The 23,682-nt window shown below is 45.0% G+C and carries 22 protein-coding genes; 17 read left to right on the forward strand and 5 right to left on the reverse strand.

Annotated features, from left to right (window positions below; translation table 11 throughout):
* The first annotated feature begins 78 nt into the window (after nucleotides 1–78).
* From urtB to ABXS85_RS13570, 14 genes are all read left to right on the forward strand, one after another.
* On the forward strand, nucleotides 79–1,635 hold the full coding sequence (gene urtB, locus ABXS85_RS13505; RefSeq protein WP_353669779.1) for an urea ABC transporter permease subunit UrtB: 1,557 nt from the start codon (nucleotides 79–81) through the stop codon (nucleotides 1,633–1,635).
* Nucleotides 1,632–2,765: an urea ABC transporter permease subunit UrtC gene (gene urtC / locus ABXS85_RS13510; RefSeq protein ID WP_353667044.1), complete on the forward strand. Its 1,134-nt coding sequence runs from the start codon at nucleotides 1,632–1,634 to the stop codon at nucleotides 2,763–2,765. Before urtB ends, urtC begins: the two co-directional genes overlap by 4 nt.
* Entirely contained in the window at nucleotides 2,762–3,619 is an 858-nt protein-coding gene (gene urtD, locus ABXS85_RS13515) for an urea ABC transporter ATP-binding protein UrtD (protein WP_353667045.1), read from the forward strand. Before urtC ends, urtD begins: the two co-directional genes overlap by 4 nt.
* 4 nt (nucleotides 3,620–3,623) lie before the next feature.
* A complete protein-coding gene (urtE, locus tag ABXS85_RS13520) occupies nucleotides 3,624–4,313 on the forward strand; it encodes an urea ABC transporter ATP-binding subunit UrtE (RefSeq protein ID WP_113875315.1) in 690 nt (229 codons plus the stop codon).
* Nucleotides 4,310–5,182, forward strand: coding sequence for an urease accessory protein UreD (locus ABXS85_RS13525; protein WP_353667046.1), 873 nt, complete (start codon nucleotides 4,310–4,312; stop codon nucleotides 5,180–5,182). Before urtE ends, ABXS85_RS13525 begins: the two co-directional genes overlap by 4 nt.
* A gap of 19 nt (nucleotides 5,183–5,201) precedes the next feature.
* A complete protein-coding gene (locus ABXS85_RS13530) occupies nucleotides 5,202–5,504 on the forward strand; it encodes an urease subunit gamma (protein WP_353667047.1) in 303 nt (100 codons plus the stop codon).
* Between the two features lie 15 nt (nucleotides 5,505–5,519).
* Nucleotides 5,520–5,843, forward strand: coding sequence for an urease subunit beta (locus ABXS85_RS13535; protein ID WP_353667048.1), 324 nt, complete (start codon nucleotides 5,520–5,522; stop codon nucleotides 5,841–5,843).
* On the forward strand, nucleotides 5,843–7,549 hold the full coding sequence (ureC, locus tag ABXS85_RS13540) for an urease subunit alpha (protein WP_353667049.1): 1,707 nt from the start codon (nucleotides 5,843–5,845) through the stop codon (nucleotides 7,547–7,549). Before ABXS85_RS13535 ends, ureC begins: the two co-directional genes overlap by 1 nt.
* An 89-nt stretch (nucleotides 7,550–7,638) precedes the next feature.
* Nucleotides 7,639–8,079: an urease accessory protein UreE gene (gene ureE, locus ABXS85_RS13545; protein WP_353667050.1), complete on the forward strand. Its 441-nt coding sequence runs from the start codon at nucleotides 7,639–7,641 to the stop codon at nucleotides 8,077–8,079.
* Nucleotides 8,060–8,737, forward strand: coding sequence for an urease accessory UreF family protein (locus ABXS85_RS13550; RefSeq protein WP_353667051.1), 678 nt, complete (start codon nucleotides 8,060–8,062; stop codon nucleotides 8,735–8,737). Before ureE ends, ABXS85_RS13550 begins: the two co-directional genes overlap by 20 nt.
* A 146-nt stretch (nucleotides 8,738–8,883) precedes the next feature.
* Entirely contained in the window at nucleotides 8,884–9,531 is a 648-nt protein-coding gene (gene ureG, locus ABXS85_RS13555; RefSeq protein ID WP_353667052.1) for an urease accessory protein UreG, read from the forward strand.
* Nucleotides 9,532–9,544: 13 nt separating this feature from the next.
* Nucleotides 9,545–10,129, forward strand: coding sequence for a HupE/UreJ family protein (locus ABXS85_RS13560; RefSeq protein ID WP_353667053.1), 585 nt, complete (start codon nucleotides 9,545–9,547; stop codon nucleotides 10,127–10,129).
* 38 nt (nucleotides 10,130–10,167) lie between these two features.
* The gene (locus tag ABXS85_RS13565) at nucleotides 10,168–13,572 is read left to right on the forward strand and encodes an ATP-binding protein (protein ID WP_353667054.1); all 3,405 of its coding nucleotides are present in this window, start codon (nucleotides 10,168–10,170) and stop codon (nucleotides 13,570–13,572) included.
* An 11-nt stretch (nucleotides 13,573–13,583) separates the two neighbouring features.
* Entirely contained in the window at nucleotides 13,584–14,498 is a 915-nt protein-coding gene (locus ABXS85_RS13570; RefSeq protein ID WP_353669780.1) for a response regulator transcription factor, read from the forward strand.
* Nucleotides 14,499–14,514: 16 nt separating this feature from the next.
* Here the strand turns inward: ABXS85_RS13570 and ABXS85_RS13575 are convergent, their stop codons facing one another.
* Nucleotides 14,515–15,600, reverse strand: coding sequence for a PA0069 family radical SAM protein (locus ABXS85_RS13575; RefSeq protein WP_353667055.1), 1,086 nt, complete (start codon nucleotides 15,598–15,600; stop codon nucleotides 14,515–14,517).
* Nucleotides 15,601–15,672: 72 nt separating this feature from the next.
* Between ABXS85_RS13575 and ABXS85_RS13580 the strand changes: the two genes are divergently transcribed.
* Nucleotides 15,673–15,813, forward strand: a complete 141-nt coding sequence (locus tag ABXS85_RS13580; protein WP_353667056.1) for a hypothetical protein — start codon at nucleotides 15,673–15,675, stop codon at nucleotides 15,811–15,813.
* A 4-nt stretch (nucleotides 15,814–15,817) separates the two neighbouring features.
* On the opposite strand, the gene ABXS85_RS13585 is transcribed toward ABXS85_RS13580, so the two are convergent.
* From ABXS85_RS13585 to ABXS85_RS13595, 3 genes are all read right to left on the reverse strand, one after another.
* Nucleotides 15,818–17,437, reverse strand: coding sequence for a methyl-accepting chemotaxis protein (locus tag ABXS85_RS13585; RefSeq protein ID WP_353667057.1), 1,620 nt, complete (start codon nucleotides 17,435–17,437; stop codon nucleotides 15,818–15,820).
* Nucleotides 17,438–18,061: 624 nt separating this feature from the next.
* Nucleotides 18,062–19,681: a methyl-accepting chemotaxis protein gene (locus ABXS85_RS13590; RefSeq protein ID WP_353667058.1), complete on the reverse strand. Its 1,620-nt coding sequence runs from the start codon at nucleotides 19,679–19,681 to the stop codon at nucleotides 18,062–18,064.
* Between the two features lie 238 nt (nucleotides 19,682–19,919).
* Nucleotides 19,920–20,450: a heme-binding protein gene (locus ABXS85_RS13595; protein WP_353667059.1), complete on the reverse strand. Its 531-nt coding sequence runs from the start codon at nucleotides 20,448–20,450 to the stop codon at nucleotides 19,920–19,922.
* A 157-nt stretch (nucleotides 20,451–20,607) separates the two neighbouring features.
* On the opposite strand from ABXS85_RS13595, the gene ABXS85_RS13600 reads away from it, so the two are divergent.
* Both ABXS85_RS13600 and ABXS85_RS13605 read left to right on the forward strand, forming a co-directional pair.
* On the forward strand, nucleotides 20,608–21,282 hold the full coding sequence (locus tag ABXS85_RS13600) for a response regulator transcription factor (RefSeq protein WP_353667060.1): 675 nt from the start codon (nucleotides 20,608–20,610) through the stop codon (nucleotides 21,280–21,282).
* Nucleotides 21,263–22,846: a HAMP domain-containing sensor histidine kinase gene (locus ABXS85_RS13605; protein ID WP_353667061.1), complete on the forward strand. Its 1,584-nt coding sequence runs from the start codon at nucleotides 21,263–21,265 to the stop codon at nucleotides 22,844–22,846. Before ABXS85_RS13600 ends, ABXS85_RS13605 begins: the two co-directional genes overlap by 20 nt.
* A gap of 91 nt (nucleotides 22,847–22,937) precedes the next feature.
* Here the strand turns inward: ABXS85_RS13605 and ABXS85_RS13610 are convergent, their stop codons facing one another.
* Nucleotides 22,938–23,549, reverse strand: a complete 612-nt coding sequence (locus tag ABXS85_RS13610; protein ID WP_353667062.1) for a glutathione S-transferase family protein — start codon at nucleotides 23,547–23,549, stop codon at nucleotides 22,938–22,940.
* Between the last annotated feature and the right edge of the window lie 133 nt (nucleotides 23,550–23,682).

Genomic DNA, 23,682 nt, shown 5'->3' on the forward strand with positions numbered 1-23,682 from the left:
TTTTTGTCACTTATGTTCGACTGCTTCTGGAGATATTTCGTGAAACGTATTTTGCGTCTCTGCCTGATAGGGATTTTTATGGTTTCACCCACTTGGCTGATGGCGGTGGAAACCAAAGACTTGCTGTCTGAGCTTACCCAAACCAAGTTATCCAAAATGCCGGCTATGTTGGCGCAACTGGAAGCGCAGGGCGATGAGTCATTGCTGCCTGTGTTTAAAGCTTGGTTGGATGGCGATTTATATTACACCCGAGAAGGGCGTCAGCTAGTGGTGAAAACCAAGCTGGATGGTAAAACAGCCTATGTGGATGTGTTCAGTCTTGCGCCTCAGCTGGAACTTACCAGTAAAAAAGTGCGCAAAATAAAGGTCAATAATAAGTTACGTGGCATGTTAAGAGGCACCATTGCGGGTTTGCAATTAACCTCAAAAGACCCTGAATTACGAGAAAATGCGGTGCGTGAATTGTTAGCAGATCTGGATAGTGACACCTTTGCTACCCTAGAAGCACTGTATCCACAAGAAACCCATTCGAGGGTACAAGAGATGATGCAAACTGCCTTGTCTTTGTACACAGCAAAAGATGTTGAACAGAGTCAAAGTGCTCGTTTAGCGGCCATTGAGTTTTTGTCCAGTAGCTTGGAAAACGATGTGCGCAATGGTTTGGTAACCTTAAGCCAAGATGCGAATAATGTGATTGCGTCGGCAGCGACTCAGGCACTTGAGAAGATCAATCAAAGTATACAGAGATATGCGTTTGTTGATCAGTTGTTTTTTGGCTTGAGTTTAGGTTCCGTGTTGTTATTGGCGTCAATTGGTTTGGCCATCACCTTTGGGGTGATGGGGGTTATCAATATGGCGCACGGTGAAATGATAATGTTGGGTGCCTATACCACTTATGTAGTGCAATTGATCATGCCTAATTACATAGATTATTCCATCTGGGTGGCCATTCCAGCGGCCTTCTTAGTATCGGGTTTAATGGGTGTCTTGATTGAACGCTTGGTGATTTGTCGTTTGCACGGTCGACCATTGGAAACCCTGTTGGCCACCTTTGGTATCAGTCTGATTTTACAGCAGCTGGTACGTACTATTTTCTCTCCTTTGAATCGTCAAGTGTCCACCCCAAGTTGGATGAGTGGTTCATGGGAAATCAACCCCGTCTTGTCTTTGACGTTAAATCGTCTGTATATTTTAGCTTTTGCCTTATTGGTATTCATCGCCTTGGTGCTGATTTTAAAGAAAAGTTCACTGGGCTTGAACGTGCGTGCAGTATCGCAAAATCGCAACATGGCCAAAGCCATGGGGGTGAAAACCGAGTGGGTGGATGCCATGACCTTTGGGTTAGGGTCAGGCATTGCCGGCATTGCGGGCGTGGCGCTATCTCAGCTCACCAACGTAGGGCCAAACTTGGGTCAAGCTTACATTATTGATTCCTTTATGGTGGTGGTGTTTGGCGGTGTGGGCAATCTGTTGGGCACTTTAGTTGCCGCGTTCACCTTGGGTATTGCTAATAAGTTCTTAGAGCCGACCACGGGTGCTGTGTTAGCGGCGATTCTGGTGCTGGTGTTTATCATTCTCTTTATTCAGAAACGTCCTAAAGGACTCTTTCCACAAAAAGGTAGGGCTGCAGAATGAGTAAGTTATTGCATTGGTTTAGCGCAGGGCGCACGTCTGGCAAATACACCTTGCCCTTTGTGATTTTGTTATTGGGGATCACCTTATTGGCATCGGCCGCCAATTTACTCTTACCAGAAAGCTCGGCCCTGTATGTGAGTACTTACAGTATTACCTTATTGGGTAAGTATCTCTGCTATGCCATGTTGGCTTTGGCAGTGGATATCATTTGGGGTTACTGCGGTATTTTAAGCCTAGGGCATGGGGCATTTTTTGCCCTAGGTGGTTATGCCATGGGTATGTATTTGATGCGCCAAATAGGTGACCGTGGTGTCTATGGTCATCCCATTTTACCGGACTTTATGGTGTTCCTTGATTGGCAAGAGCTGCCTTGGTTCTGGTTGGGTATGGATCAATTTTGGTTCGCTATGATAATGGCCGTATTGGTGCCGGGCTTATTGGCTTTCGTGTTTGGTTGGCTGGCTTTTCGTTCCCGTGTTACCGGGGTGTATTTGTCAATCATGACACAAGCCTTAACCTATGCTTTGTTGTTGGCTTTCTTCCGCAATGAAATGGGTTTTGGTGGCAATAACGGACTAACCGATTTTAAGGAAATTTTAGGCTTTGATTTGCAGTCTGATGCCACAAGAGTGTCGCTGTTTATCATAACGGCCTTGTTGTTGGCTTTGGTCTTGTTGCTCAGTCAGCGCATTCTGTCTTCTCGCTTGGGTAAGGTGACTTTAGCAATACGAGATGCGGAGGCCCGTACCCGTTTTATTGGCTATCGCACGGAACGTTATAAGGTGTGGTTGTTTGTCTACTCGGCGGTGATCGCTGGGGTGGCAGGCGCCTTATATGTACCACAAGTGGGCATCATTAACCCAGGAGAGTTTTCTCCCATCAATTCTATTGAGATTGTTATTTGGGTCGCCGTTGGAGGCCGAGGTACTTTGATTGGTGCCATCATAGGCGCTTTATTGGTGAACTACGCTAAAACCCGTTTTACCGCCATTATGCCAGATGGTTGGTTATTTGCCTTAGGCGCGTTATTTGTCTTGGTGACCCTGTTCTTACCCAAAGGCTTGATTGGTCTATACGGACAGCTTAAATCGAAACGCCAAACCCTACCGACACAGGAGGCGTCATCATGAATGCCATAGATCAATCACTACAAAGTCTAAGGGACACCTTCCGTCGTGATCAGGTATGGCCATTTTTAGCGCCAGAACAAGGGACTAAAGTGGATGTTTCAAATCAGATGATTCTTTATGTAGAAGGCTTGAATTTAAGCTTTGATGGCTTCAAGGCGTTGAACGACTTAAATTTGTATGTGAAAGACGGAGAGCTGCGTTGCCTGATTGGTGCCAATGGCGCGGGCAAAACCACTTTGATGGATGTGATTACCGGCAAATCTCAGCCCGATTCTGGTTCGGTGTTTTTTGGTCAAACCCATAACTTGCTGAGCAAAGACGAAGCGGACATAGCCCAGTTGGGGATTGGACGTAAGTTCCAGAAACCTACGGTATTTGAAGAGCAAAGTGTGTTTGACAACTTAGAGTTGTCTTTGAAAACGGATAAGCGAGTACTACAGACTCTATTTTCTCGATTGTCACCCAGTGAAATTGATCGTATCGATGAGGTGCTGAAAATCATAGGTTTGAGTGAGCAGCGTTTTATGCAAGCTGGCGCTTTGTCTCATGGGCAGAAGCAATGGTTGGAAATAGGCATGCTTCTTGTATCCGATCCTAGACTTTTACTGATTGATGAACCCGTAGCTGGCATGACGGCTCAGGAAACGGAACGCACCGCGGAGTTGCTGACGTCCTTAGCCGGAGAACGTACCGTTATTGTGGTGGAGCATGATATGGAGTTTGTGCGCAGTATTGCTCGCACTGTGACTGTGCTGCATCAAGGCTCTGTGTTAGCAGAAGGCACCATGGATCAGATTCAGAACAATAAAGACGTCATTGAAGTCTATTTAGGCGAAGAAGCGGTGGAGGCCTAACCCTATGATCAGCATGAAAAAAGTCAGCCAATTGTATGGTGGAACACAAATTTTATGGGATCTGGATTTAGACATAGTACCAGGCTCCATTACATGCATTATGGGCCGCAACGGTGTGGGCAAGACCACCTTGATGAAAGCCATTATGGGTTTGTTGCCCATTAAAAGCGGTGAAATTTTACTGAACCAGCAAGCCTTGCATAAACAAAGTGCAGAACGACGTGCTTACGCAGGCATTGGCTATGTACCTCAAGGCCGTGATATTTTTCCCATGTTAACGGTGGAGGAAAATTTGCGTATTGGCCTGCCAGTACAAAAGAAAAAAGCCATACCGGAAAAAGTCTTTGAACTCTTTCCGGTATTGAAAGAAATGTTGCATCGTCGTGGTGGCGATTTGTCGGGTGGTCAGCAGCAGCAATTGGCCATTGGGCGGGCTTTGGTATTGGAGCCAAAAGTTTTAATCTTGGACGAACCAAATGAGGGGATCCAACCTAATATTGTTAAACAAATAGGCGATGTGATTCTTAAACTGAATGAGGAAGAAGGTTTAACCGTGATCCTAATCGAACAAAAATTGGGCTTTGCCCGTCGCGTGGGCAAGGAGTTTCGTCTCATGGAAAAAGGTCGAATTGTCGCCGCAGATAAGATGGAAAACTTGAACGATGATCTCATTAAACAGTATTTAGCCGTATGACCCTCGCTCTGAGTCGTCCCAGTAATGAGCAAACAGCCAGTCAATGGCAAGCCTATTTGCGCTTGGGGTTTGCATATGGCGCTCGTGGAACTGTACTGAAAACCTGTGATCATAAAGGGCCTTTGTATGTGCAAAAGCCTTTCTATCCTGAAGGCCAAGACACGGCACATGTGTATTTGCTGCACCCACCAGGCGGCTTGGTGTCGGGGGATGAATTGGTCATTGAATCACGTCAACAGCCGCATACTCATGTATTGATCACCACACCCGGAGCGGGTCGGGTTTACCGTGCTCGGCCAGACAAATTATTACAGCGTCAAACAACCCATTTGCACGTACCAAACCACGCCATCATGGAGTGGTTGCCACAAGAAACCATACTGTACCCCGATGCCAATACAGCGTTAGTGAATCAGATTCACCTTGACTCTGGGGCGCGTTTTATCGGTTGGGAAATCACCTGTTTTGGCTTGCCCGCTAATCAATTGGACTTTGCTCAAGGACGCGCTAACCAAAGTTTTCAGATCAATGTGGATGGTCGTATCAGGCTGCGCGAGCGGTTACGCATTGATAAAGATTCCGCAGCGGTAATGAATTCGGCGGCTGGCTTACAAGGACAAGCGGTAAATGGTTTGTTGGTGGCTGGGCCTGTTACGGATTTATCAGACGAGGCCTTAACTGTCATACGTGACTTATGTGCCGAATTTTCTGGATTAGCAGGCGTGTCTTTGGTGGATGAGTTTATTTTGGTGCGCGCTGTGCATGGTGACAGCGAGCAAATGAAACATTTGTTTATTCAGTGTTGGCAACAATTGCGACCTGAACTGATGCAGCGCAATGCCTGTGCGCCACGTATTTGGGCGACCTAATGATGAAGAGGCTTTGAATATGGAATTACTACCAAGAGAAAAAGACAAACTGCTGGTGTTTACCGCTGCCTTATTGGCTGAACGTCGCTTAAATCGCGGCTTAAAACTCAATTATCCTGAAGCCATGGCCTATCTCACTATGGAGATTATCGAAGGCGCGAGGGATGGTAAAAGTGTTGCAGAATTAATGGCTTACGGTAAAACCTTATTGAGCGCAGAGCAGGTTATGGATGGCGTAGCGGATTTGATTCATGAGGTTCAGGTTGAGGCAACCTTTCCTGATGGTACTAAGCTGGTAACGGTTCACAACCCGATCAATTAACTGGGGAGAAGCAAGATGATTCCAGGAGAAATACAGGTTAGCGAAGGCGACATTGTACTGAATCAAGGACGCAAAACCTTGAGAGTTCGAGTGGAAAACACGGGGGATCGCCCAGTGCAGATAGGTTCCCATTACCATTTTTATGAGGTGAATCCAGCGTTAGTCTTTGATCGACCTGCCACCAAAGGCTATCGCCTTAATATTGCTTCCGGGACGGCGGTGCGCTTCGAACCCGGTCAGGGACGAGAAGTAGAACTGGTGGCATACGCTGGCAGCAAAAGCATTTATGGTTTTCGTGGTGATGTGATGGGCAAACTGGCGACAGAGGAGACAGACTGATGGCAAGCATGGACCGACAAAGTTACGCACAAATGTTTGGCCCGACCACTGGCGACAGAGTGCGGTTAGGCGACACCGACTTATGGATTCAAGTGGAGCAGGATTTCACTACCTATGGGGATGAAGTGAAATTTGGCGGCGGCAAGGTCATTCGTGATGGTATGGGGCAAAGTCAGTTGACCAATGAGGTCGCCGTTGATTTGGTGATTACCAATGCCTTGGTACTGGATCATTGGGGCATAGTCAAAGGCGATGTTGGGGTCAAAAACGGCCGTATCTTCAAAGTGGGTAAAGCCGGTAACCCAGATGTACAAGATAATGTGGACATTGTCATTGGCCCAGGTACTGAAGTCATTGCTGGGGAAGGTTCTATTCTTACCGCGGGCGGTATCGACGCGCACATTCACTTCATTTGTCCACAACAGATTGAAGAAGCCCTTACCTCAGGTGTGACCACCATGATAGGTGGTGGTACGGGTCCGGCGACGGGCACCAATGCCACTACCTGTACGCCGGGGCCTTGGTATTTGGGCAAAATGCTGCAAGCCACCGACAGTATGCCAATGAATTTGGGCTTCTTAGGAAAGGGCAATGCCAGCTTACCTGAGGCCCTTGAGGAACAATTAGAGGCGGGTGCCTGTGGCTTGAAATTGCATGAAGATTGGGGCACCACACCTGCGTCTATCGATTGTTGTTTGTCGGTCGCGGAAAAATACGATGTACAGGTAGCGATTCATACCGATACCTTGAACGAATCAGGCTTTGTCGATAGCACCTTGAGCGCCTTTAAAGACAGAGTGATTCACACTTATCACACGGAAGGGGCGGGTGGCGGTCATGCGCCGGACATTATTCGTGCTGCTGGACGGGCTAATGTACTACCATCTTCGACCAATCCGACCCGTCCTTATACCCAAAATACCGTCGATGAACATCTGGACATGCTGATGGTATGTCATCATTTAGACAGTAATATCCCTGAAGACGTGGCCTTTGCCGACTCTCGTATCCGTAAGGAAACCATTGCCGCGGAAGACATTTTCCATGATCGTGGTGCTTTCTCCATGATCTCATCCGATTCACAAGCCATGGGACGAGTGGGTGAAGTGGTCACTCGAACTTGGCAGACTGCGCACAAAATGAAGCAGCAATTCGGCTTGTTACCAGAGGATACGGCATTAGGCGCGGACAATTTTCGCGCCAAACGCTATATCGCTAAATACACCATTAACCCTGCCATTGCGCATGGTGTCAGTCATGAAGTGGGCTCCATTGAAGCGGGTAAATTGGCGGACCTGGTATTGTGGAAGCCAGCGTTTTTTGCGGTTAAACCCTCTTTAATTATCAAGGGCGGCATGATTGCCAATGCGCCCATGGGGGACCCCAATGCATCGATACCCACACCGCAGCCTGTGCATTATCGTCCTATGTTTGGCTCCTTTGGCAAGGCCAGTGCGGCAACCTCGGTGACCTTTGTATCACAGGCCTCATTAGACAATGGGATTAAGCAAAGTTTGGGATTAGAACGCAGTTTAGTGGCCTGCAAAAACACCCGCAACATTGGTAAATCTGACATGGTCCACAATGACTGGATGCCGGAGATTACCGTGGATCCCCAGACTTATGAAGTCAGGGCGGATGGCGAGTTACTGACTTGTGAACCGGCCAAAGAGCTGCCTTTAGCGCAGCTTTATAACTTGTTTTAGCTTGTCCAGAGCAAGGTGAAAATTTTGAGTGTCTTTATAGCCTTTTATAAAACATCGCTAATAAAAAGGCGTGGAGAGGAGAAACGAATTTGGATATTTATACGCGTTTAGGAACCCATTGCCATGACCCTGTGTTTACTACAGTCACCTTGGATGCTGAGCAGCGTGAGCGTGGTCGCCTGAAGTTAACGGGTGCCAATGGTGACACGGTTCGAGTCTTTTTGGAGCGGGGTAAACCTTTATTGGTCGGGGAATTTTTGCGTTCTGAGTGTGGCAAGATCATTCAAGTAGAAGGTGCGTTAGAAGCTGTTGCCCATGCCAGTTGCGACAATTGGACGGTATTTTCTAAAGCCTGTTATCACTTGGGCAACCGTCATACCAAGGTAGAAGTGGGTGAACGTTGGTTACGCATTAAGCCGGATCATGTATTAGAAGACATGTTGCATTTATTGGGCTTAGTGGTTAGCCATGAAGAAGCGGTGTTTAATCCAGAATCTGGAGCTTACAGTCATGGTCATCACCACCACTGATCAGTCCTTGCTACGCTTGCTGCAGTTAAGCAGTGTCAGCTTGCCCGTGGGTGGTTACGCCTTTTCTCAAGGCTTGGAATACGCGATTGAGAAAGCTTGGCTGAGCAAACAAGCGGATGTGGCACAGTGGACGCAAGTGCAATTATTGCATGCTTTTGCTCGGGTGGATTTGCCTATTTTACGTTTGGCCATGGCCGCTTGGTATGAGCAAGATGACAGCAAGCTGGTGGCCTTGAACGACTTGGTATTGGCTTGTCGCGAGACCAAAGAACTGAGATTAAACGATACTGCCATGGGGGAAGCCTTAGCGCGTCTGATGCGCAGCTTGTCGATTGCAACCCCGTTTCAGCGCATTGAGCAAGTCAGTTTTGTGATCTTGTTTGCGGTGGCCGCCTGCCACTGGAAAATCGAGTTCGATACCGCGGCATTGGGTTTTACTTGGTCTTGGCTGGAAAACCAAATTGCGGCGGCTACTAAGTTAGTTCCTTTAGGGCAAACGCAAGCGCAACAATTGTTAGGTGAGTTACAACCCGTGATCTCAGAGGCGATTCAGATAGCAAAACACATAGAGGAAGATGACATAGGGGCAGGTTTACCCGCTTTGGCCATCGCCAGTAGTTTGCACGAAACCCAATACACAAGGTTGTTTCGTTCATGACTTAGGATTGGGCTGCGAAACTTAGCCATTTAAATAGATTAGCCGTTTAAATAGATTTAGCCGTTTAAATAGATGTAGTCGCTTAAATTGATAAAGCCGTTTAAATAAAAAGTGCTCAGATAAGCGCACAAAAGAGGACGTATTTTATGACAAAACCAAAACAAACTCTGCGGGTGGGTGTGGGTGGCCCTGTGGGGTCAGGAAAAACCGCCTTGTTACGCTCTTTGTGTTCTGCCATGCGTGAGCATTATCAGATCGCAGTGGTCACCAATGATATTTATACACAAGAAGACGCGAAATTTTTGACGCGCCATGAAGCCTTAGAGGCGGATCGTATTATTGGTGTGGAAACGGGAGGATGTCCACATACGGCCATTCGCGAAGATGCTTCTATGAATCTGGCGGCCATTGATGAATTGGTTGAACGTCACGGTGAGTTGGATGTGGTGTTTGTGGAATCGGGTGGGGACAACTTGAGTGCCACTTTCAGTCCTGAATTATCTGATTTAACCCTGTATGTGATCGATGTGTCAGCAGGCGATAAAATTCCCCGTAAAGGTGGCCCTGGCATTACCAAATCGGATCTTTTGATCATCAATAAGATAGATTTAGCGCCATTAGTCGGTGCCTCTTTAGAGGTGATGGACAAAGATGCCAAGGCGCAGCGCGGTGCTCGTCCTTTTGTCTTTTCAAACTTAAAAGCGGCTCAAGGTCTGGACGACATTATTCAATTCATTGTCTCAGAAGGCATGTTGGAAGCGAAAAGCTTGCCACCTGCCAAAGCGGTTGTGTAAGGGGAGAAACATTATGAAATATCTCATCTCGAAATCTTGTGTGGCCTTGGTTCTGGTTTTGTCGACAAACCTGACATTAGCGCATTCGGGGCATGGCGAAGGCATGCTTGGATTAGCTGGTTTTGTGCATCCTTTTACCGGCTTGGATCACTTATTGGCCATGTTTGCCGTGGGCGTTTGGGCGACAAATTTGGGTGGCCGTGCCTTGTGGGCGGTGCCTTTGTCTTTTATAGCAATGATGTTGGGCGGTGGAGTATTGGCTTTCATGGATGTGAATGTGCCTTTCATTGAGCAAGGCATTGTGATGTCGGTGATGGTATTCGGTATCTTGTTGCTTGCCGCTAAACATTTACCTTTATGGTGCAGTCTTCTACTTACCGCCAGTTTTGCCGTATGCCACGGTGCGGCACATGGTTTGGAAATGCCAGTGACGGCTTCTGCTGGCTCCTATACTTTGGGCTTTGTTTTAGCAACGGCTTTGATTCAGGCTGTTGGCCTAGGGGTTGGGCGCTGGTTTCAGCAACAGGGTATGCAGCGGCTTAATCAAGTATTAGGTGGCGTTATTGCGGGGACCGGTATGGCTTTGGCTATTATTTAACACAGTAATTATAACAGCTACCATTTTACACAGGGATTATGACAGCTACGCAGAAAATCTATAAGGTACGGCGACACTACAACAAGTGGGTCGCTGACCAAACATTGGAAGATTATGCTTTGCGTTATACTGCGAAGGGTGGTCATACCATGAGCATCGAAAGGGTGGGGCATACCGCATTGGGAGCCGCCGCCTTTTTGGCGTTAGAAGGATTGGCTGCGGTGATCACCCTAGGCTATGGCTTTACCAATGCGGTAGCGGCCATTTTGGTAGTGCTGGCGGTGTTTTTTGTTACCGGTTTTCCGATTGCCTATTATTCGGCAAAACATGGCTTAGACATTGACTTACTGACTCGCGGAGCGGGTTTTGGTTATCTTGGTTCCACCATCACCTCGCTTATTTATGCCACCTTTACCTTTATCTTCTTTGCCATTGAGGCGGCCATTTTGGCGTCGGCTTTGGAAGTGTTATTAGGGATTCCATTGGCTTTGGGTTATGCCTTGTCTGCCTTGTTTGTCATCCCCATTGTGACGCATGGTATTCGCGCCATCAGCCGTTTTCAGAATGGCACACAATGGATCTGGTTGGTGTTGCAAGTGGCTGCTATTGGTGTGGTGGTAAGTCAGGAGTACCAAAATTTTTCTGGCTGGTCTGAGTTTGTTCCGCAACATTTACCTCAATCGACCCAGTTTGATTGGGTACTGTTTGGTGCGGCGGCGTCGGTATTGTTTGCCTTGATGGCGCAAATAGGCGAACAAGTGGATTACCTGCGTTTTTTTCCGAAGAAGGACATAAGTAATCGTCGTCGTTGGTGGTTTTGGTTGATTTTGGCTGGCCCAGGTTGGGTGTTTATTGGCGCCATTAAAATGCTGTTGGGATCCTTCTTGGCGTATTTGGCCATTACCGATGGGGCCACTGCTGTGCAAGCCACCGACCCAACCTATCTGTATCAGCGCATCTTTTTGTTTCTTACCACGCCTTCTACGGCATTGATTCTCGCCGCTGTATTTGTGTTTATTTGTCAGATGAAGATCAATTTGACCAACGCTTATGCCGGTTCCATTGCTTGGTCGAATTTCTTTTCCCGATTAACTCATTCTCACCCCGGTCGAGTGGTTTGGCTGGTGTTTAATGTGACCATTGCTTTGTTATTAATGGAGCTGGGTATTTATCAAGCGCTTGGGGCTATTTTGAGCGTGTTTGCCATCAGTGCGGTGAGTTGGTTGTCGAGCTTGTCTGCGGATTTGCTGATTAACAAACCATTAGGTTTGAGCCCCAGTGATGTGGAATTCAAACGCGCCCATTTGTATGACATTAATCCTGTGGGTACTGGCTCTATGTTGGTGGCGACCAGCTTAGGCCTATTGTGCTATCTGGGCTTGTTTGGTGAGGTGGCGAAGAGCTTGTGTCATTTCATTTCCATTGCCACCTGCTTTGTATGTGTGCCACTGATTGCTTGGTTGACTAAGGGCAAGTATTACATTGCGCGACAGAGTCCAGAATTGGTGCCTTTGGTGGAAGCGGCAAAACCTCGTCACAGTTTAGTGTGCGGTATTTGTGAGAATGCCTTTGAAGTAGAAGACATGAGTTATTGTTCGGCTTATCAGCTACCCATTTGTTCTCTCTGTTGCTCTTTGGATGCTAGATGTTTGGACAGTTGTAAGCCGAAAGCCAATATTTCCCAGCAGAGTGATTATTTTCTCAAATTATTTTTACCTAGGCGTATGGCCAAGGCCATCAGTAGCCGTTTGGGACGTTTCGCTTCCTTGTTGATCATGATCAACATCATCAATGGTGCTTTGATGATGCTGATTTATCGCCAAATGTCGCCCACTAATGACAGCGAAGCCCTGTTGTTGCAAGAGACCATGTGGGCGTTGTTTTTTACCTTGTTGATTGTGTCTGGTGTATTGTCGTGGCTGTTTTTATTAGCCCATGAAAGTCGTGTGGTGGCGCAGAAAGAATCCAACCGTCAAACACGCAAACTGACACGAGAAATTGAGGCGCACCAAGAAACGGATCGAGCGTTACAAGGGGCGAAGGAACAAGCCGAGCAAGCGAATGAGGCCAAAAGTCGTTATCTGAGTGGGATCAGCCACGAATTACGCACGCCGTTACAGTCTATTATTGGTTATGCGCAATTGTTGTCAGACAAACAAGACACCCCATCTGGGCATCAAAATGGCTTGGATATTATTCAACGTAGTGGTTTGTATCTTGCTGATTTGATTGAAGGTTTACTGGATATATCGAAGATAGAAGCAGGCCGTTTTGATTTGTATCGTAATACGGTGAACCTGCCCAAACTGATTGATGAACTGAACAGTGTGTTTGCTATGCAGGCGCGCGCCAAAGGCATTCAATTCCAGTCGAAAATTCTTGCTCCATTACCCAATCACGTGGTGACGGATGAAAAACGACTCCGTCAAATACTGATTAATCTGCTTTCTAATGCAGTCAAATACACGCCGCAAGGCAGTGTGCAGTTTGAAGTGAATTATCGTAATCAGGTGGCGGAGTTTGTGATACGTGATACTGGGTTGGGCATTAAGCAAGAGCATTTGCAGCGGATTTTTGATCCTTTTGAGCGCGTTCGTGATTTGTCTACGGCTAACCTGCCGGGTACGGGCTTGGGTCTGACGATAGTGAAACTCTTATCAGAGATTATGGGCGGAGATTTGCAAGCCAAGTCGATACCGGGTGAAGGCAGTGAATTTAAAGTATCGCTGATGTTGCCTTGGGTCAGTGAAGGGGATGTCGGTTTGACTTCCAATCGTCGTATTGTGGGTTATCAGGGCTATCAACGCAGTATCTTGTTGGTGGACGATGATCCCGTTGTGCGTGGCTTATTGTCGGATATTTTGTCGCCATTAGGCTTTCATGTACAAGAAGCGCCGGACGCAGAAACCTGTTTGCGAGACTTAGCAAACACTTCACCAGACCTGTTTATTTTGGATGTTTCCATGCCGGGAATGGATGGACTCAGTCTGGCCAAGGAGTTGCGCCAGCAAGGGTATTTGGTGCCTATTATTATGCTGTCAGCGGATGTTCAGGAAAGTCAGCGTCAGCCTGATGAACAAAGGGTATTCAATCAATATTTAGTGAAACCGATTAAAAATACCGATTTGTTGGAGGCCATTCAAGATTGGCTAGCGGTTCAGTGGATTTATCAAGATACTGATCAATTATCGTCATTAACTGATACACTGAGTCAGCAGCAAACCATGGAAGTATCCAGTGAAACGCCCATTGAAGATCATGAAAGCATACGTGAACTGATCGCTTTTGCTCAAATGGGTTACAAAAAAGGCGTGCGCGAATGCCTTGATCAGATTACCACAGAGGACAGATTAGACGCCCACCATTTGGCGCAATTGGAACTGTTATATCAAGGCTTCCAGTTTGATGGCATTGCGCACTATATACAACAGCGAAGTATATGAGATAACAGTTGATGAAGAGTGAGAATCATAACAATGACATAGTGCTGGTCGTAGATGACTCGCCTGATGCATTAAGTTTGATACACGATACCCTCGAACAAGCTCATATGGATGTACTGGTTGCCCTAGAGGGAAAGCAAGCTTTAACAATCGCCAAGCGTATTCGTCCAGATATTATTTTAATGGATGCCATCATGCCAGTAATGGATGGTTTTACGGCCTGTAAAGCCCTCAAGCAAGATCCCGCCTTAGCGAATATCCCGGTGATCTTTATGACGGGCTTGAATCATACGGATGACATAGTGCGAGGCTTGGAAGCGGGTGGCGTAGATTATCTCACCAAGCCCATTCAGCCTAATGAATTGCTGGCGCGTATGAAGGTGCATTTATCGAACGCACGCTTAAGCAATAATGCCCAGTTTGCTTTAGACAGCATGGGTCAAAATTTGATGACTTTTGACCGTACCGGTGCCATTGCGTGGGCCACACCACAGACCCACGCCTTGATGGCCAAAGCTCGACTTACACCAGATTGGCAGCAGGATCAGCTGAGTCATCTGGTAAAAGATTGGTTGCTTCACTCACCACAAGAAGGCAATCGATTGCCTTTATCCCACCTCGATTACCCTTTGACACTGAAGTTTCTGGGTATGACGGAACAGGGTGAAGCGCTGGTGAAACTGGAAGATGGTGAGCGCTTATCGGGGGCGGAACTGTTGCGTAACCGTTTGTCGTTAACCGAGCGTGAATCGCAAGTATTACATTGGATCGCTAATGGCAAAACCAATCGTGAGATTGGCGAGATTCTGGCCATGAGCCCGCGTACGGTAAACAAGCATCTAGAACAAATTTTTCCCAAGCTTGGGGTAGAAAATCGAACTTCGGCAGCCGGAGTGGCGCTCCGTATTCAAGCTAACGCCGAATAAATTGAGCCGATTTCGCTCAAAACAAGCCAAGTTGATCGCCAGTTTTGGGCGGTAGGCTGAACCTAGAGCAATCTAAATAACCATGACGCTGATCACTCAAGCCGTGTTTGTTGCGAGCGATACGAAAGCGCTGGCGAATAATATCAGCAAATAAACCATCTCCTGTCATACGTTTGCCAAATCGACTGTCGTATAGCTTGCCACCGCGCATGTCCATAATACGTTGTAATACATGGTCTGCCCGTTGTGGAAAATGTTGCTGCAACCATTCCTCAAACAGCGGCGCCACTTCGTAAGGCAAACGCAGCATGATGTAATGAATAGAGTGAGCGCCAGCCTGCGCACTCGCGGCCACTATGCTTTCCAGCTCATGATCATTAATAAAGGGAATCACTGGTGCGGCCAGTACAGTAACAGGAATGCAAGCCTCGGTGAGTGCCCTAATGACGTCTAGGCGCTTACTGCCAGAGGCCGTTCTGGGCTCTAAAATCCGTTTCAAATCCTTATCTAAGGTAGTCACACTGATGGCAACATGAACCAGTCGGTGTTTTGCCATTGTCGCTAAGATGTCTATGTCGCGAAGAATCAAGGCGCTTTTGGTGATCAAGGAAATGGGTTGTTTGTGCGCTAAGGCCACTTCCAGCAAAGCACGGGTGAGTTTTAAGTCTTTTTCAATGGGTTGATAGGCATCGGTATTGATGCCCAAGGCAATGGGTTCACATTGATAGTTAGGGTGAGCTAACTCTTTTGCTAATAATTCAGCGGCGTTGGTTTTTGCCACCAATTTGGTTTCAAAGTCCAAGCCTGGAGACAAATCCAGATAGGCGTGAGTAGGTCGTGCAAAACAATAAATACAGCCATGTTCGCAACCTTGGTAAGGATTGATAGAAAGATTGAAAGGCACATCGGGTGAGTGGTTGCGACTGATGATGCTGTTGGCTTTGGAGAAGTGTACTTGAGTCTGCGGATGCCATGACTCACGAGCGATTAGCGTCTCCTCGTTAATGTCTTGACTAAGCTTTTGTTTGCTAAAGCGCCCGGCCATAAGATTACTGGTGCCGTAGCCTTTTAGAGGTGAATTTAATGGGTTTGAGGACGACATAGCAAAGCCTAAAATACTGTTTATATATACAGTATTTTAGGCTTTTTCAGTGTGTTTGCAAGGGATCATAAATTGATTGTTAACAGCAGTCATCTTGATCATGCAGACATCCGGCGTTGCGTTACGCTTCATCAGACTCTGGGTTATGCTAAGCCAACTGACGATCAGGAGTCGTCGGTTGGCGAATGGTCGAGCAGTAACTGTGTCGAGTAGAAGTTTAGACAGTAAAACGCTTCACTCTACCAGCCAGTTCGTTTGAATTGGATAAGGTCTCATTGACCGAGTGACTGATACGTCGCGATACTTGCATAACTTCTTTCGACATATCGGATAAGGCGGATAAATTTTCATTGATTTCATCGGTCACCTTACTTTGTTGTTCGGTCGCGCTGGCAGTCTGTGTGGTAAAGTCATAGATGCGATCGGCTGATTGTTTAACTGTATTGATGGCCGCCATGGTTTGATGGGACAGACTTGCGCTAGATCCCGCCATTTCAACACTTTCTCCAATGACTTTAACTGCATTGTTAACGCCTGATTGTAGATCGCTTATCATGCTTTGGATGTCTTCGGTAGAGGCTTGGGTCTTGCTAGCTAACTCACGAACTTCATCTGCTACAACGGCAAAGCCTCGTCCTTGTTCTCCTGCTCTGGCGGCTTCAATAGCGGCATTTAATGCCAATAGATTAGTCTGTTCTGAAATGCCCAGTATTACATCAAGCACAGAAGCAATGCGATCTGATCGCATAGACAGCTGATCAATTACTGAAGCTGCACCTTTGATTTGTTCTGCTAAGGAATCTAACTGTTGAATTGCTTGGTTCAATTGTGCAACGCCATGATCAGCAGACTTATTTAGGTCTTGTACTTCGGTGACCGTTTGGTTGGCATTTTGTGCCACATCACGAGTGGCGCCTCCCATTTCTTCCACCGCCGTGACGACAAAGTCCAGAGATTGATGTTGACGTTCACTGAGATCGGCTGATTCAGTTGCAGATTGACCAAGATGAGCCATTTCTTCACGAATGTGCTCACAACCAGAGCGAACTTCTCCTATAAGATTGCCAAGTTTGCCGACGAACATATCCAGTTCACGACTGAGTTCACCGGTTTCATCTTTTTTGTTGCTGTTGATGCGCCGGGTCAGGTCGCCATCACCAGCGCTGATTTCATGAACACCAATAGTGACACGTTTAATCGCATTGGAAATATTGCGGGGAGCAAACCAAGCTAAACCAATACTTAAGGTCAGAACAAAGATGGCAAGAATCGCGACAAAGAGTTTAAAATTTTCTACATAGACATGAATTTCTTGTTGTTCGATTGCCGAGATTTTGGAAATTAAGCTTTCAGATTCATCATAAAGGTTACGTAATACAGAGAAGCTTTGCTGATTTTCTCTCGTTAATTTTACACTAGCGGTTTCATACTGATATTGTTTGGTGAGCAGTATGATGAACTCAACTTGTTCAAACCATAGTTGATATTGTGCCTCGAAATTTGACAAGAGTTCGTTGACCTCATCAATCTCCATGGTCAGAGATTGAAATTTTTTCATTCTATCGTAGGCTTGCTGAGCATTTTCCATGACAGCTCTTTCTTTGTCTGCCACATCCACACCATGTTTTGCAAAAACCATGGAGGCCAAAGCCAATCTGGATTGATAAAGATCTCGGTCAGCGTTTTGTATGAGAGAAGCGCCATTGGCATATTTTCCCATATTGTTTTGTAGATAGTGCACTAGTCCTTCCGCTGTAATGACTACCATTAAAAAGGTGATGGCCAAGCCGCCAAAAGCACAGGTATAACGTCCACGAATTGTCTGGAATAGCATCATTGGATCATCCTTTAGTATAAAACTTAGATAAGTCAAAAGATTAAGGAAGGTGCGAATAAGTCTTCTGAACGACCCGAAGGAGACCTACATGGATGTAGGGGGAGCAACGCAGGAGCAGCTTGCCCTAGTCAGTGTACTTGTTCGTAACTTCCTTAACTTCCTTGCTATACAACTGTCTTTACATCTCGGGGCGAGATAATTAAAAACATTAGAGGATTTTATAAAGGTGGCTGGGGTTTTATGAATGTGCAGAAAAAGATTGTAACTTTTTTTTAACATAACTTTTCATAAGACGAGTTGATTGTCATAAATTAAACTTAAATCATTGTTTTAAATTGTAAAAATAAGTTCAATATGGCCAGCTTTATTGCAAACAGTTATTTTTGTAAAAAAGGAATAATGTGTTTTTTTGCTTGTATATTGCATGTTCAACAATAAATATGCGGATATTGTGTAAAGGAAGGTGCGAATAAATCTTCTGAACATCTTGGCAATATGCTTATTGGAAAGCAGGCCAATATCCGCAGATCTGATTGAGAAATTAAGAAGGGTATATAGCTATCAGCTAAGACTGATTGATGTGAGTATCCTATACTGTGATCAAATCAGTCTTTGGTCGATTTTTTATAGGGTAAAGCGCTTAACGAGATTAGACAGATCGTTGGAGTTGTTTAAGGTATTAGTGACGGAATCACTAATACGTTTGGATACGTCCATAACTTGTCGCGACATATTAGAAAGCGCAAATAAGTTTTCATTGATCTCATAGGTAACTTTATTTTGTTGTTCCGTCGCGCTGGCGGTTTGCGCAGCAAAATCGTAAATCTGGTTAGCAACTTGAGTGACGGAACGTATGTTTTTCATTGAGTCTTGAGTCAAATCAACGCTTGTATTTGCTATTTCTACCGTTTTATTAATGGCTTTAACTGCGTTTTTCACTCCGGATTGTAAGTCATTAATCATGACATGGATGTCTTCGGTTGAAGCTTGAGTTTTGTTTGCTAACTCACGAACTTCATCGGCGACAACAGCAAAACCTCGACCTTGCTCACCAGCTCTGGCAGCTTCAATAGCAGCATTTAAGGCCAATAAATTGGTTTGTTCTGAAATGCCCAAAATCACATCCAGTACTGAAGTAATTTGCTCAGAATGAGTTGATACTTGGTTGATAGTGGAAGCCGCTCCTTGGATTTGCTCTGTCAGTAACTGCAATTGTTCAATGGAGAGGATGAGTTGGTCTGAGCCATGCTTTGCGGTTTGATTCAAGTTTTGTACTTCATTTACCGTTAGTGCAGCATTTTGTGCCACTTCTTTGGTTGACCCTCCCATTTCTTCCACGGCTGATACCACAAAGTTGAGCGCTTGGTTTTGATCTTCACTTAATTGGGCTGATTCGGTTGCGGAAGAACCAAGCTCTGTCATCTCTTTTTTTATATCTTCGCTGCCAGAGCGAATTTCACCGATTAGACTGGCAAGTTTGTCGACAAAATGATCTAGCTCTCGACTCAGTTCACCCGTTTCATCTTTTTTAGGGCTATTGATACGACGGGTTAAATCACCGTCTCCTGCACTGATTTCATGGACACCTGAAGTGACAAGCTTGATGGCGCGAGAAATATTACGTGGAGCAAACCAAGCAAGTGACACACTGAGCAAGATAACAACAATAGCAAAAATCAAGGTGGCTAATTTAAAGTTCTCGGTAAAGTTATGAATATCTTGTTGTTCTTGTGAAGAATACTTATTAATAAGTTCTTCAGAATGGTCGTATAGGCTTCTTAATTCAACAAAGTCAGTGTGATTTTGAGCAGATAATTCTGCGCTTGCTAGATCGAGCTTATCTTGCTCAACCAATTTAATAATGTTTAAGGTTTGTTGGTACCAATGCTGATATTCGCTCTCATAGTTTTTAAGTAAGGTATTAACTTCCTGAATGTCTGAGGCGATCTTTTGAAAACCCTTCATTCGATCATACGCTTGTTGTGCATTTTCTAAGATTGCCGATTTAAGCTCTGCTGGTGATCCGTTTTGGGGTAGTAAGACAAAAGAAATTAATGCGATACGAGACTGGTATAAATCTCGATCTGCATTCTGTATTAAGGAAATGCCTGGTGAGTATTTTCCCAAGTGATTTTGCAGGTAATTAATCAGTCTTTCGGAGCTTATTATAACAGCGATAAAAGTAAGGGCTAATGCGCTAAAGGTAAAGGTATACCGTCCTCTTATGGTCTTAAAAAATGCCATAATCTTAATCCTTTGTAGTTTTGTAATTTTTTGTAATTTAGTTCGGATTTTATACATTGACCTGCTTTTATCTCAATAGATAATGTGTAAACAAGATGAAATGAAATGAGTATAATTTTTAACGGAATACAAAGGACAATGAACTAGGGCAACGCAGGAGCACGTTGCCCTAGTCAGTGGACTTGTTCGTACCTTTCCTAGGACAACGCAGTAGCACCTTGCCCAACTTGCTTGTAGCTTATTTAACTTTTTTCTTCTTTATCACTTTTTGAATTGCTGCTTCTGCGCATGCTACATCTAGGTGACCGCCTGGGGCGCCACCAATACCAATACCACCGACAATTTGGCCATCAATTGTGATTGGCAGACCGCCTGCTAGGAACAATAAGTTTTCATCCATATTTTGTAATGGTGCAAGGACTAGCTGATCTTGAATTAACTTGGCTAGATTTTCTGTCGTACGCTTCATACTAACGGCGGTAAAGGCTTTTTGGCGAGAGCTTTCAAGACTGTGTGTGGTCGCATTATTGTCTCTAAGTTGAACCAGTACACGGCCTGATAAATCGACCACAGTGGTTGTCACGTTATAGCCATCTCGGGCGCATTCCTCCACAGCGGCAACTGCTAGATCCTTGGCCGTCAAATAGGATATCTGGGTGAAAGTGTGAGTGTATTTTGACGTAGGAGTGTATTGTGACTCTTGCCCTATGGTTAGACCTGACATGAGAGCGAGAGACACGCCTGTAATTTGCTTGATGATTGATTTCATATGACACATTTCCTCTTAAAGTGTGTATTGCTTTGACCTCGGTACCCAGTCTATCTGGCTCAACTTGCAACCACCTTGCAGTAAGATTGCAGCTTTGTAATGCAGGGATTGGCTTGAGGCGTGTTAGTCTTAGAGGTTGCTGAGAAAGAGAGAATCTATGCGAATTTTAGTGATTGAAGATAACCCACATATCAGGAATTTTTTACAACTCGGCTTCGAAGAGCTCAACTACCAAGTAACCGTGTGCGCTGATGGTTATGAAGGTTACCAGTTAGCAAATAGTGAAGAGTATGATTTGCTCATTTTAGATTTAATGGTGCCAACTTGGAGTGGTGAGAAAGTATTGAGGTATTTAAGAGGAGAAGGTCATGACATTCCTATTATCATTCTCAGCGCAAAACATACAGTTGAAGAGAGAGTAAAAGGCTTAGAGTCTGGTGCTGATGACTATCTCATCAAACCTTTTGCGTTTGCCGAATTAGTCGCCCGTTGCCACATCTTATTGACCCGACAAAAAAAAGGACAAGTGACCAATCAGCTTGTTTATCATGGGCTTAGGCTAGATCTTTTGAGTCGTAAAGTATATCGAGATGAGAAGGAAATTGTTCTCAAGCAAAGAGAGTTTGCTTTGATGCAGTTATTTTTACAGCAACCAGAGCGAGTATTTTCAAAAACTATGATTTTAGAAAGCATATGGGGGTATCGATTTGACCCTCAAACCAATGTAGTGGATGTGCTGGTTTGTAGGCTCAGAGCTCAGTTAGATAAAGATTTTGACTCTTCTATGATTCATACCATTAGAGGCGTGGGTTATGTCCTTAAAAAAAACTAGGGGTGAGGATGTAAACCAAGGTGGCATTGAAACAACGACTCGTCTCGCCCAAAGACAATTATTCTCACGTTTTGTACTCACTATGATATTTTGCTTTGTTGTTATTCAGGGATTAGTGATGGCGCTATTAATCTATCAACAAAACGTCCAAGCTAATCAAATGATGACAAGTCTTAAAGCTGAGTATCAAAGATTTTTGATTTTTGAATCCAGCGATGAACTTGAACAGGTCCTGTTAAGTTATCCGGAAAAGCTGATCGACAATGGCTTAAGCGTCATTAAGCGGACTGGCCAAGCTAACCAAGACTTTATTGCAGGTTTGGCTGTTGATCAAACGCCTGTTTCTCTCGACGAGTTTCTTTTATCTGATTCCAGTTGGTTAGATTTTCTGCTTGCTCAACCTTATTTGTCGATGAAATTAAGTCCCGAAAAAGCGTCATTTGAAGAAGGCAAGCAACAGCTAAATGATGCTGAATACTGGTTGGTTTTAAATGTGCCCGCTAAGCTTTCAGCCTTAATTGAAAAGTGGGTGTTTGTCGGCTTGATACTAGCGTTACTATCCATTTTTATTAGCTTTATTGTGTGGCGTTTAATTGGCGATACTTTACAACCTCTACATGCTTTAGCCAAAGGCTTGGATAATCATAAAGTAGGGCAAGGCATATCAGAACAAGAAGTAGAACAAGAAGTAGAGCAAGAAGCGCTTTTAGATAGGTCCGTTTTTTCTGATGAGGTTAAATTAGAAGCGAAACAACGTCACCATACTAACAAAGGATTGGAGGCGCTAAACCAAGGGGTTAACCAAGTTATGTATAGCTTAAAGGAGGCAAACTTAAGTATGTCTCATACTTTAGACGCGATCGCACATGACTTAAGGACGCCACTGTCTAGGATATTACTGAGCACGGAAAAAGCCTTAGCTGCTCCTCTTTCCGATCTTTCAGATGAAACTGAGTATCACAAAGAGGAGATTTCACGGCTGGTTACTGCTTTATCTGATTGCGCTGAATCGGCATCACAAGCAACTGGGTTGCTAACGACTTTGATGAAAATTAACGATGAAGCCATAGGTCGGCATGAGATAGTAAAAGAAAACATCTCTTTAAAAGAGCTAAGCTTAAATGTTATCTCCTGGTATCAAGAAATAGCAGAAGAAAAGGGCATTGGACTAGGTGCTCATCAATCGCCTGATATTGTTTGTTTTACAGATCCAAAACGCTTAACGCAAATACTGGTTAACCTGGTCGATAATAGTATTAAGTACAGTGAAAAAGGCGATGAGATTCAATTGTGCTGGGGTATGACAGGCCATGATTGTTTTATTAGCGTGAAAGACACAGGTATCGGCATTGAAGCTGATAAACAAGCAGCGATATTTGAGCGCTTGTATCGAGTAGACCACAGCCGTTCACAGGCGGGTTATGGTCTTGGGCTGGCCATGGTTAAGGTTATGCTGGATAGCTTAAATGCCAGTATTAGCGTTTCATCAGAGTTGGGGAAAGGGAGTGAGTTTTGCGTTTTGCTTACTCAGCCAGCCAGCCAGCCAGCCTCACTCACTAGCTAGCTAGCTTATAGAAAGACAAAGATAAAACGAGAGCTAAAAAAAACCGCCAAAACGTAGAAAGTTTGCGCGGTTTTTAGACCATTGCAATGGTTTATCTTTGAGAAATAGGAATAAACCATTCTTGCTTCTGAATGCTTTCTATCCAGCGCTGGATGTTTGGGTAATGGGATAGTTGATAAGCGCCGCCTTCTTCTGCGACATGGGTATAGGCAAACAGACAAATATCCGCCAGTGTTAGTTGGTCACCCGCTAAAAAAGTGTGTTTTGCAAGCTGTTCATCCATGAGTTTGAGTGCGGCGTTACCTTGTGCAATGCGTTCTGGCAACATACTTTCTTTCAACTTTGTCATGGCGTTATGGGTCAACCAAAAACGTACGGCTGCAATATTGGGCTCATGGCTGTATTGCTCCCAAAATAGCCATTTATACACTTCTGCTTTCTGTAAGGGGTCTGATGGCAAAAGGTCGCTATGATATGTTTCCGCTAAATATAAGATGATGGCATTACTTTCACTTAAGCTGTGACCACTATCCAATTGCAAAAAGGGAATTTTACCGTTTGGGTTGAGTGCTAGAAATGCCTCGGTACGAGTTTCACCTTTAGTAATGTCGTATTCTTTTAATTCGTAACTGAGTCCCAGATGAGCGCAGGTAAGGCGAATCTTATAACCGTTCCCAGATGGTAAAAAATCGTGCAATATCATACTAATACTCCATAAAGTGAAACTGTAAGCTGGCTTCATGATGGCGTGAGCCGAGATGAATGAAAAGCGAATTTTATTGATGCTACAGTTAAGTCATTTTGATGTGTTGTTGGTGACAATAAGGCGTAAATAG

This window comes from Marinomonas sp. THO17, assembly GCF_040436405.1.
Classification (GTDB): Bacteria; Pseudomonadota; Gammaproteobacteria; order Pseudomonadales; family Marinomonadaceae; genus Marinomonas.

Bases quoted from the DNA above. Each gene is read 5' to 3' on its own strand.
- ABXS85_RS13595 (WP_353667059.1), bottom strand. From the start codon at position 20,450: ATGAAATCAATCATCAAGCAAATTACAGGCGTGTCTCTCGCTCTCATG.
- ABXS85_RS13530 (WP_353667047.1), top strand. From the start codon at position 5,202: ATGGAATTACTACCAAGAGAAAAAGACAAACTGCTGGTGTTTACCGCT.
- ABXS85_RS13590 (WP_353667058.1), bottom strand. From the start codon at position 19,681: ATGGCATTTTTTAAGACCATAAGAGGACGGTATACCTTTACCTTTAGC.
- ABXS85_RS13600 (WP_353667060.1), top strand. From the start codon at position 20,608: ATGCGAATTTTAGTGATTGAAGATAACCCACATATCAGGAATTTTTTA.
- ABXS85_RS13575 (WP_353667055.1), bottom strand. From the start codon at position 15,600: ATGTCGTCCTCAAACCCATTAAATTCACCTCTAAAAGGCTACGGCACC.
- ABXS85_RS13565 (WP_353667054.1), top strand. From the start codon at position 10,168: ATGACAGCTACGCAGAAAATCTATAAGGTACGGCGACACTACAACAAG.
- urtB (WP_353669779.1), top strand. From the start codon at position 79: ATGGTTTCACCCACTTGGCTGATGGCGGTGGAAACCAAAGACTTGCTG.
- ABXS85_RS13535 (WP_353667048.1), top strand. From the start codon at position 5,520: ATGATTCCAGGAGAAATACAGGTTAGCGAAGGCGACATTGTACTGAAT.
- urtD (WP_353667045.1), top strand. From the start codon at position 2,762: ATGAATGCCATAGATCAATCACTACAAAGTCTAAGGGACACCTTCCGT.
- ureC (WP_353667049.1), top strand. From the start codon at position 5,843: ATGGCAAGCATGGACCGACAAAGTTACGCACAAATGTTTGGCCCGACC.
- ABXS85_RS13610 (WP_353667062.1), bottom strand. From the start codon at position 23,549: ATGATATTGCACGATTTTTTACCATCTGGGAACGGTTATAAGATTCGC.
- urtE (WP_113875315.1), top strand. From the start codon at position 3,624: ATGATCAGCATGAAAAAAGTCAGCCAATTGTATGGTGGAACACAAATT.
- ABXS85_RS13585 (WP_353667057.1), bottom strand. From the start codon at position 17,437: ATGATGCTATTCCAGACAATTCGTGGACGTTATACCTGTGCTTTTGGC.
- ABXS85_RS13605 (WP_353667061.1), top strand. From the start codon at position 21,263: ATGTCCTTAAAAAAAACTAGGGGTGAGGATGTAAACCAAGGTGGCATT.
- ABXS85_RS13550 (WP_353667051.1), top strand. From the start codon at position 8,060: ATGGTCATCACCACCACTGATCAGTCCTTGCTACGCTTGCTGCAGTTA.
- urtC (WP_353667044.1), top strand. From the start codon at position 1,632: ATGAGTAAGTTATTGCATTGGTTTAGCGCAGGGCGCACGTCTGGCAAA.
- ABXS85_RS13570 (WP_353669780.1), top strand. From the start codon at position 13,584: ATGAAGAGTGAGAATCATAACAATGACATAGTGCTGGTCGTAGATGAC.
- ureG (WP_353667052.1), top strand. From the start codon at position 8,884: ATGACAAAACCAAAACAAACTCTGCGGGTGGGTGTGGGTGGCCCTGTG.
- ABXS85_RS13525 (WP_353667046.1), top strand. From the start codon at position 4,310: ATGACCCTCGCTCTGAGTCGTCCCAGTAATGAGCAAACAGCCAGTCAA.
- ABXS85_RS13560 (WP_353667053.1), top strand. From the start codon at position 9,545: ATGAAATATCTCATCTCGAAATCTTGTGTGGCCTTGGTTCTGGTTTTG.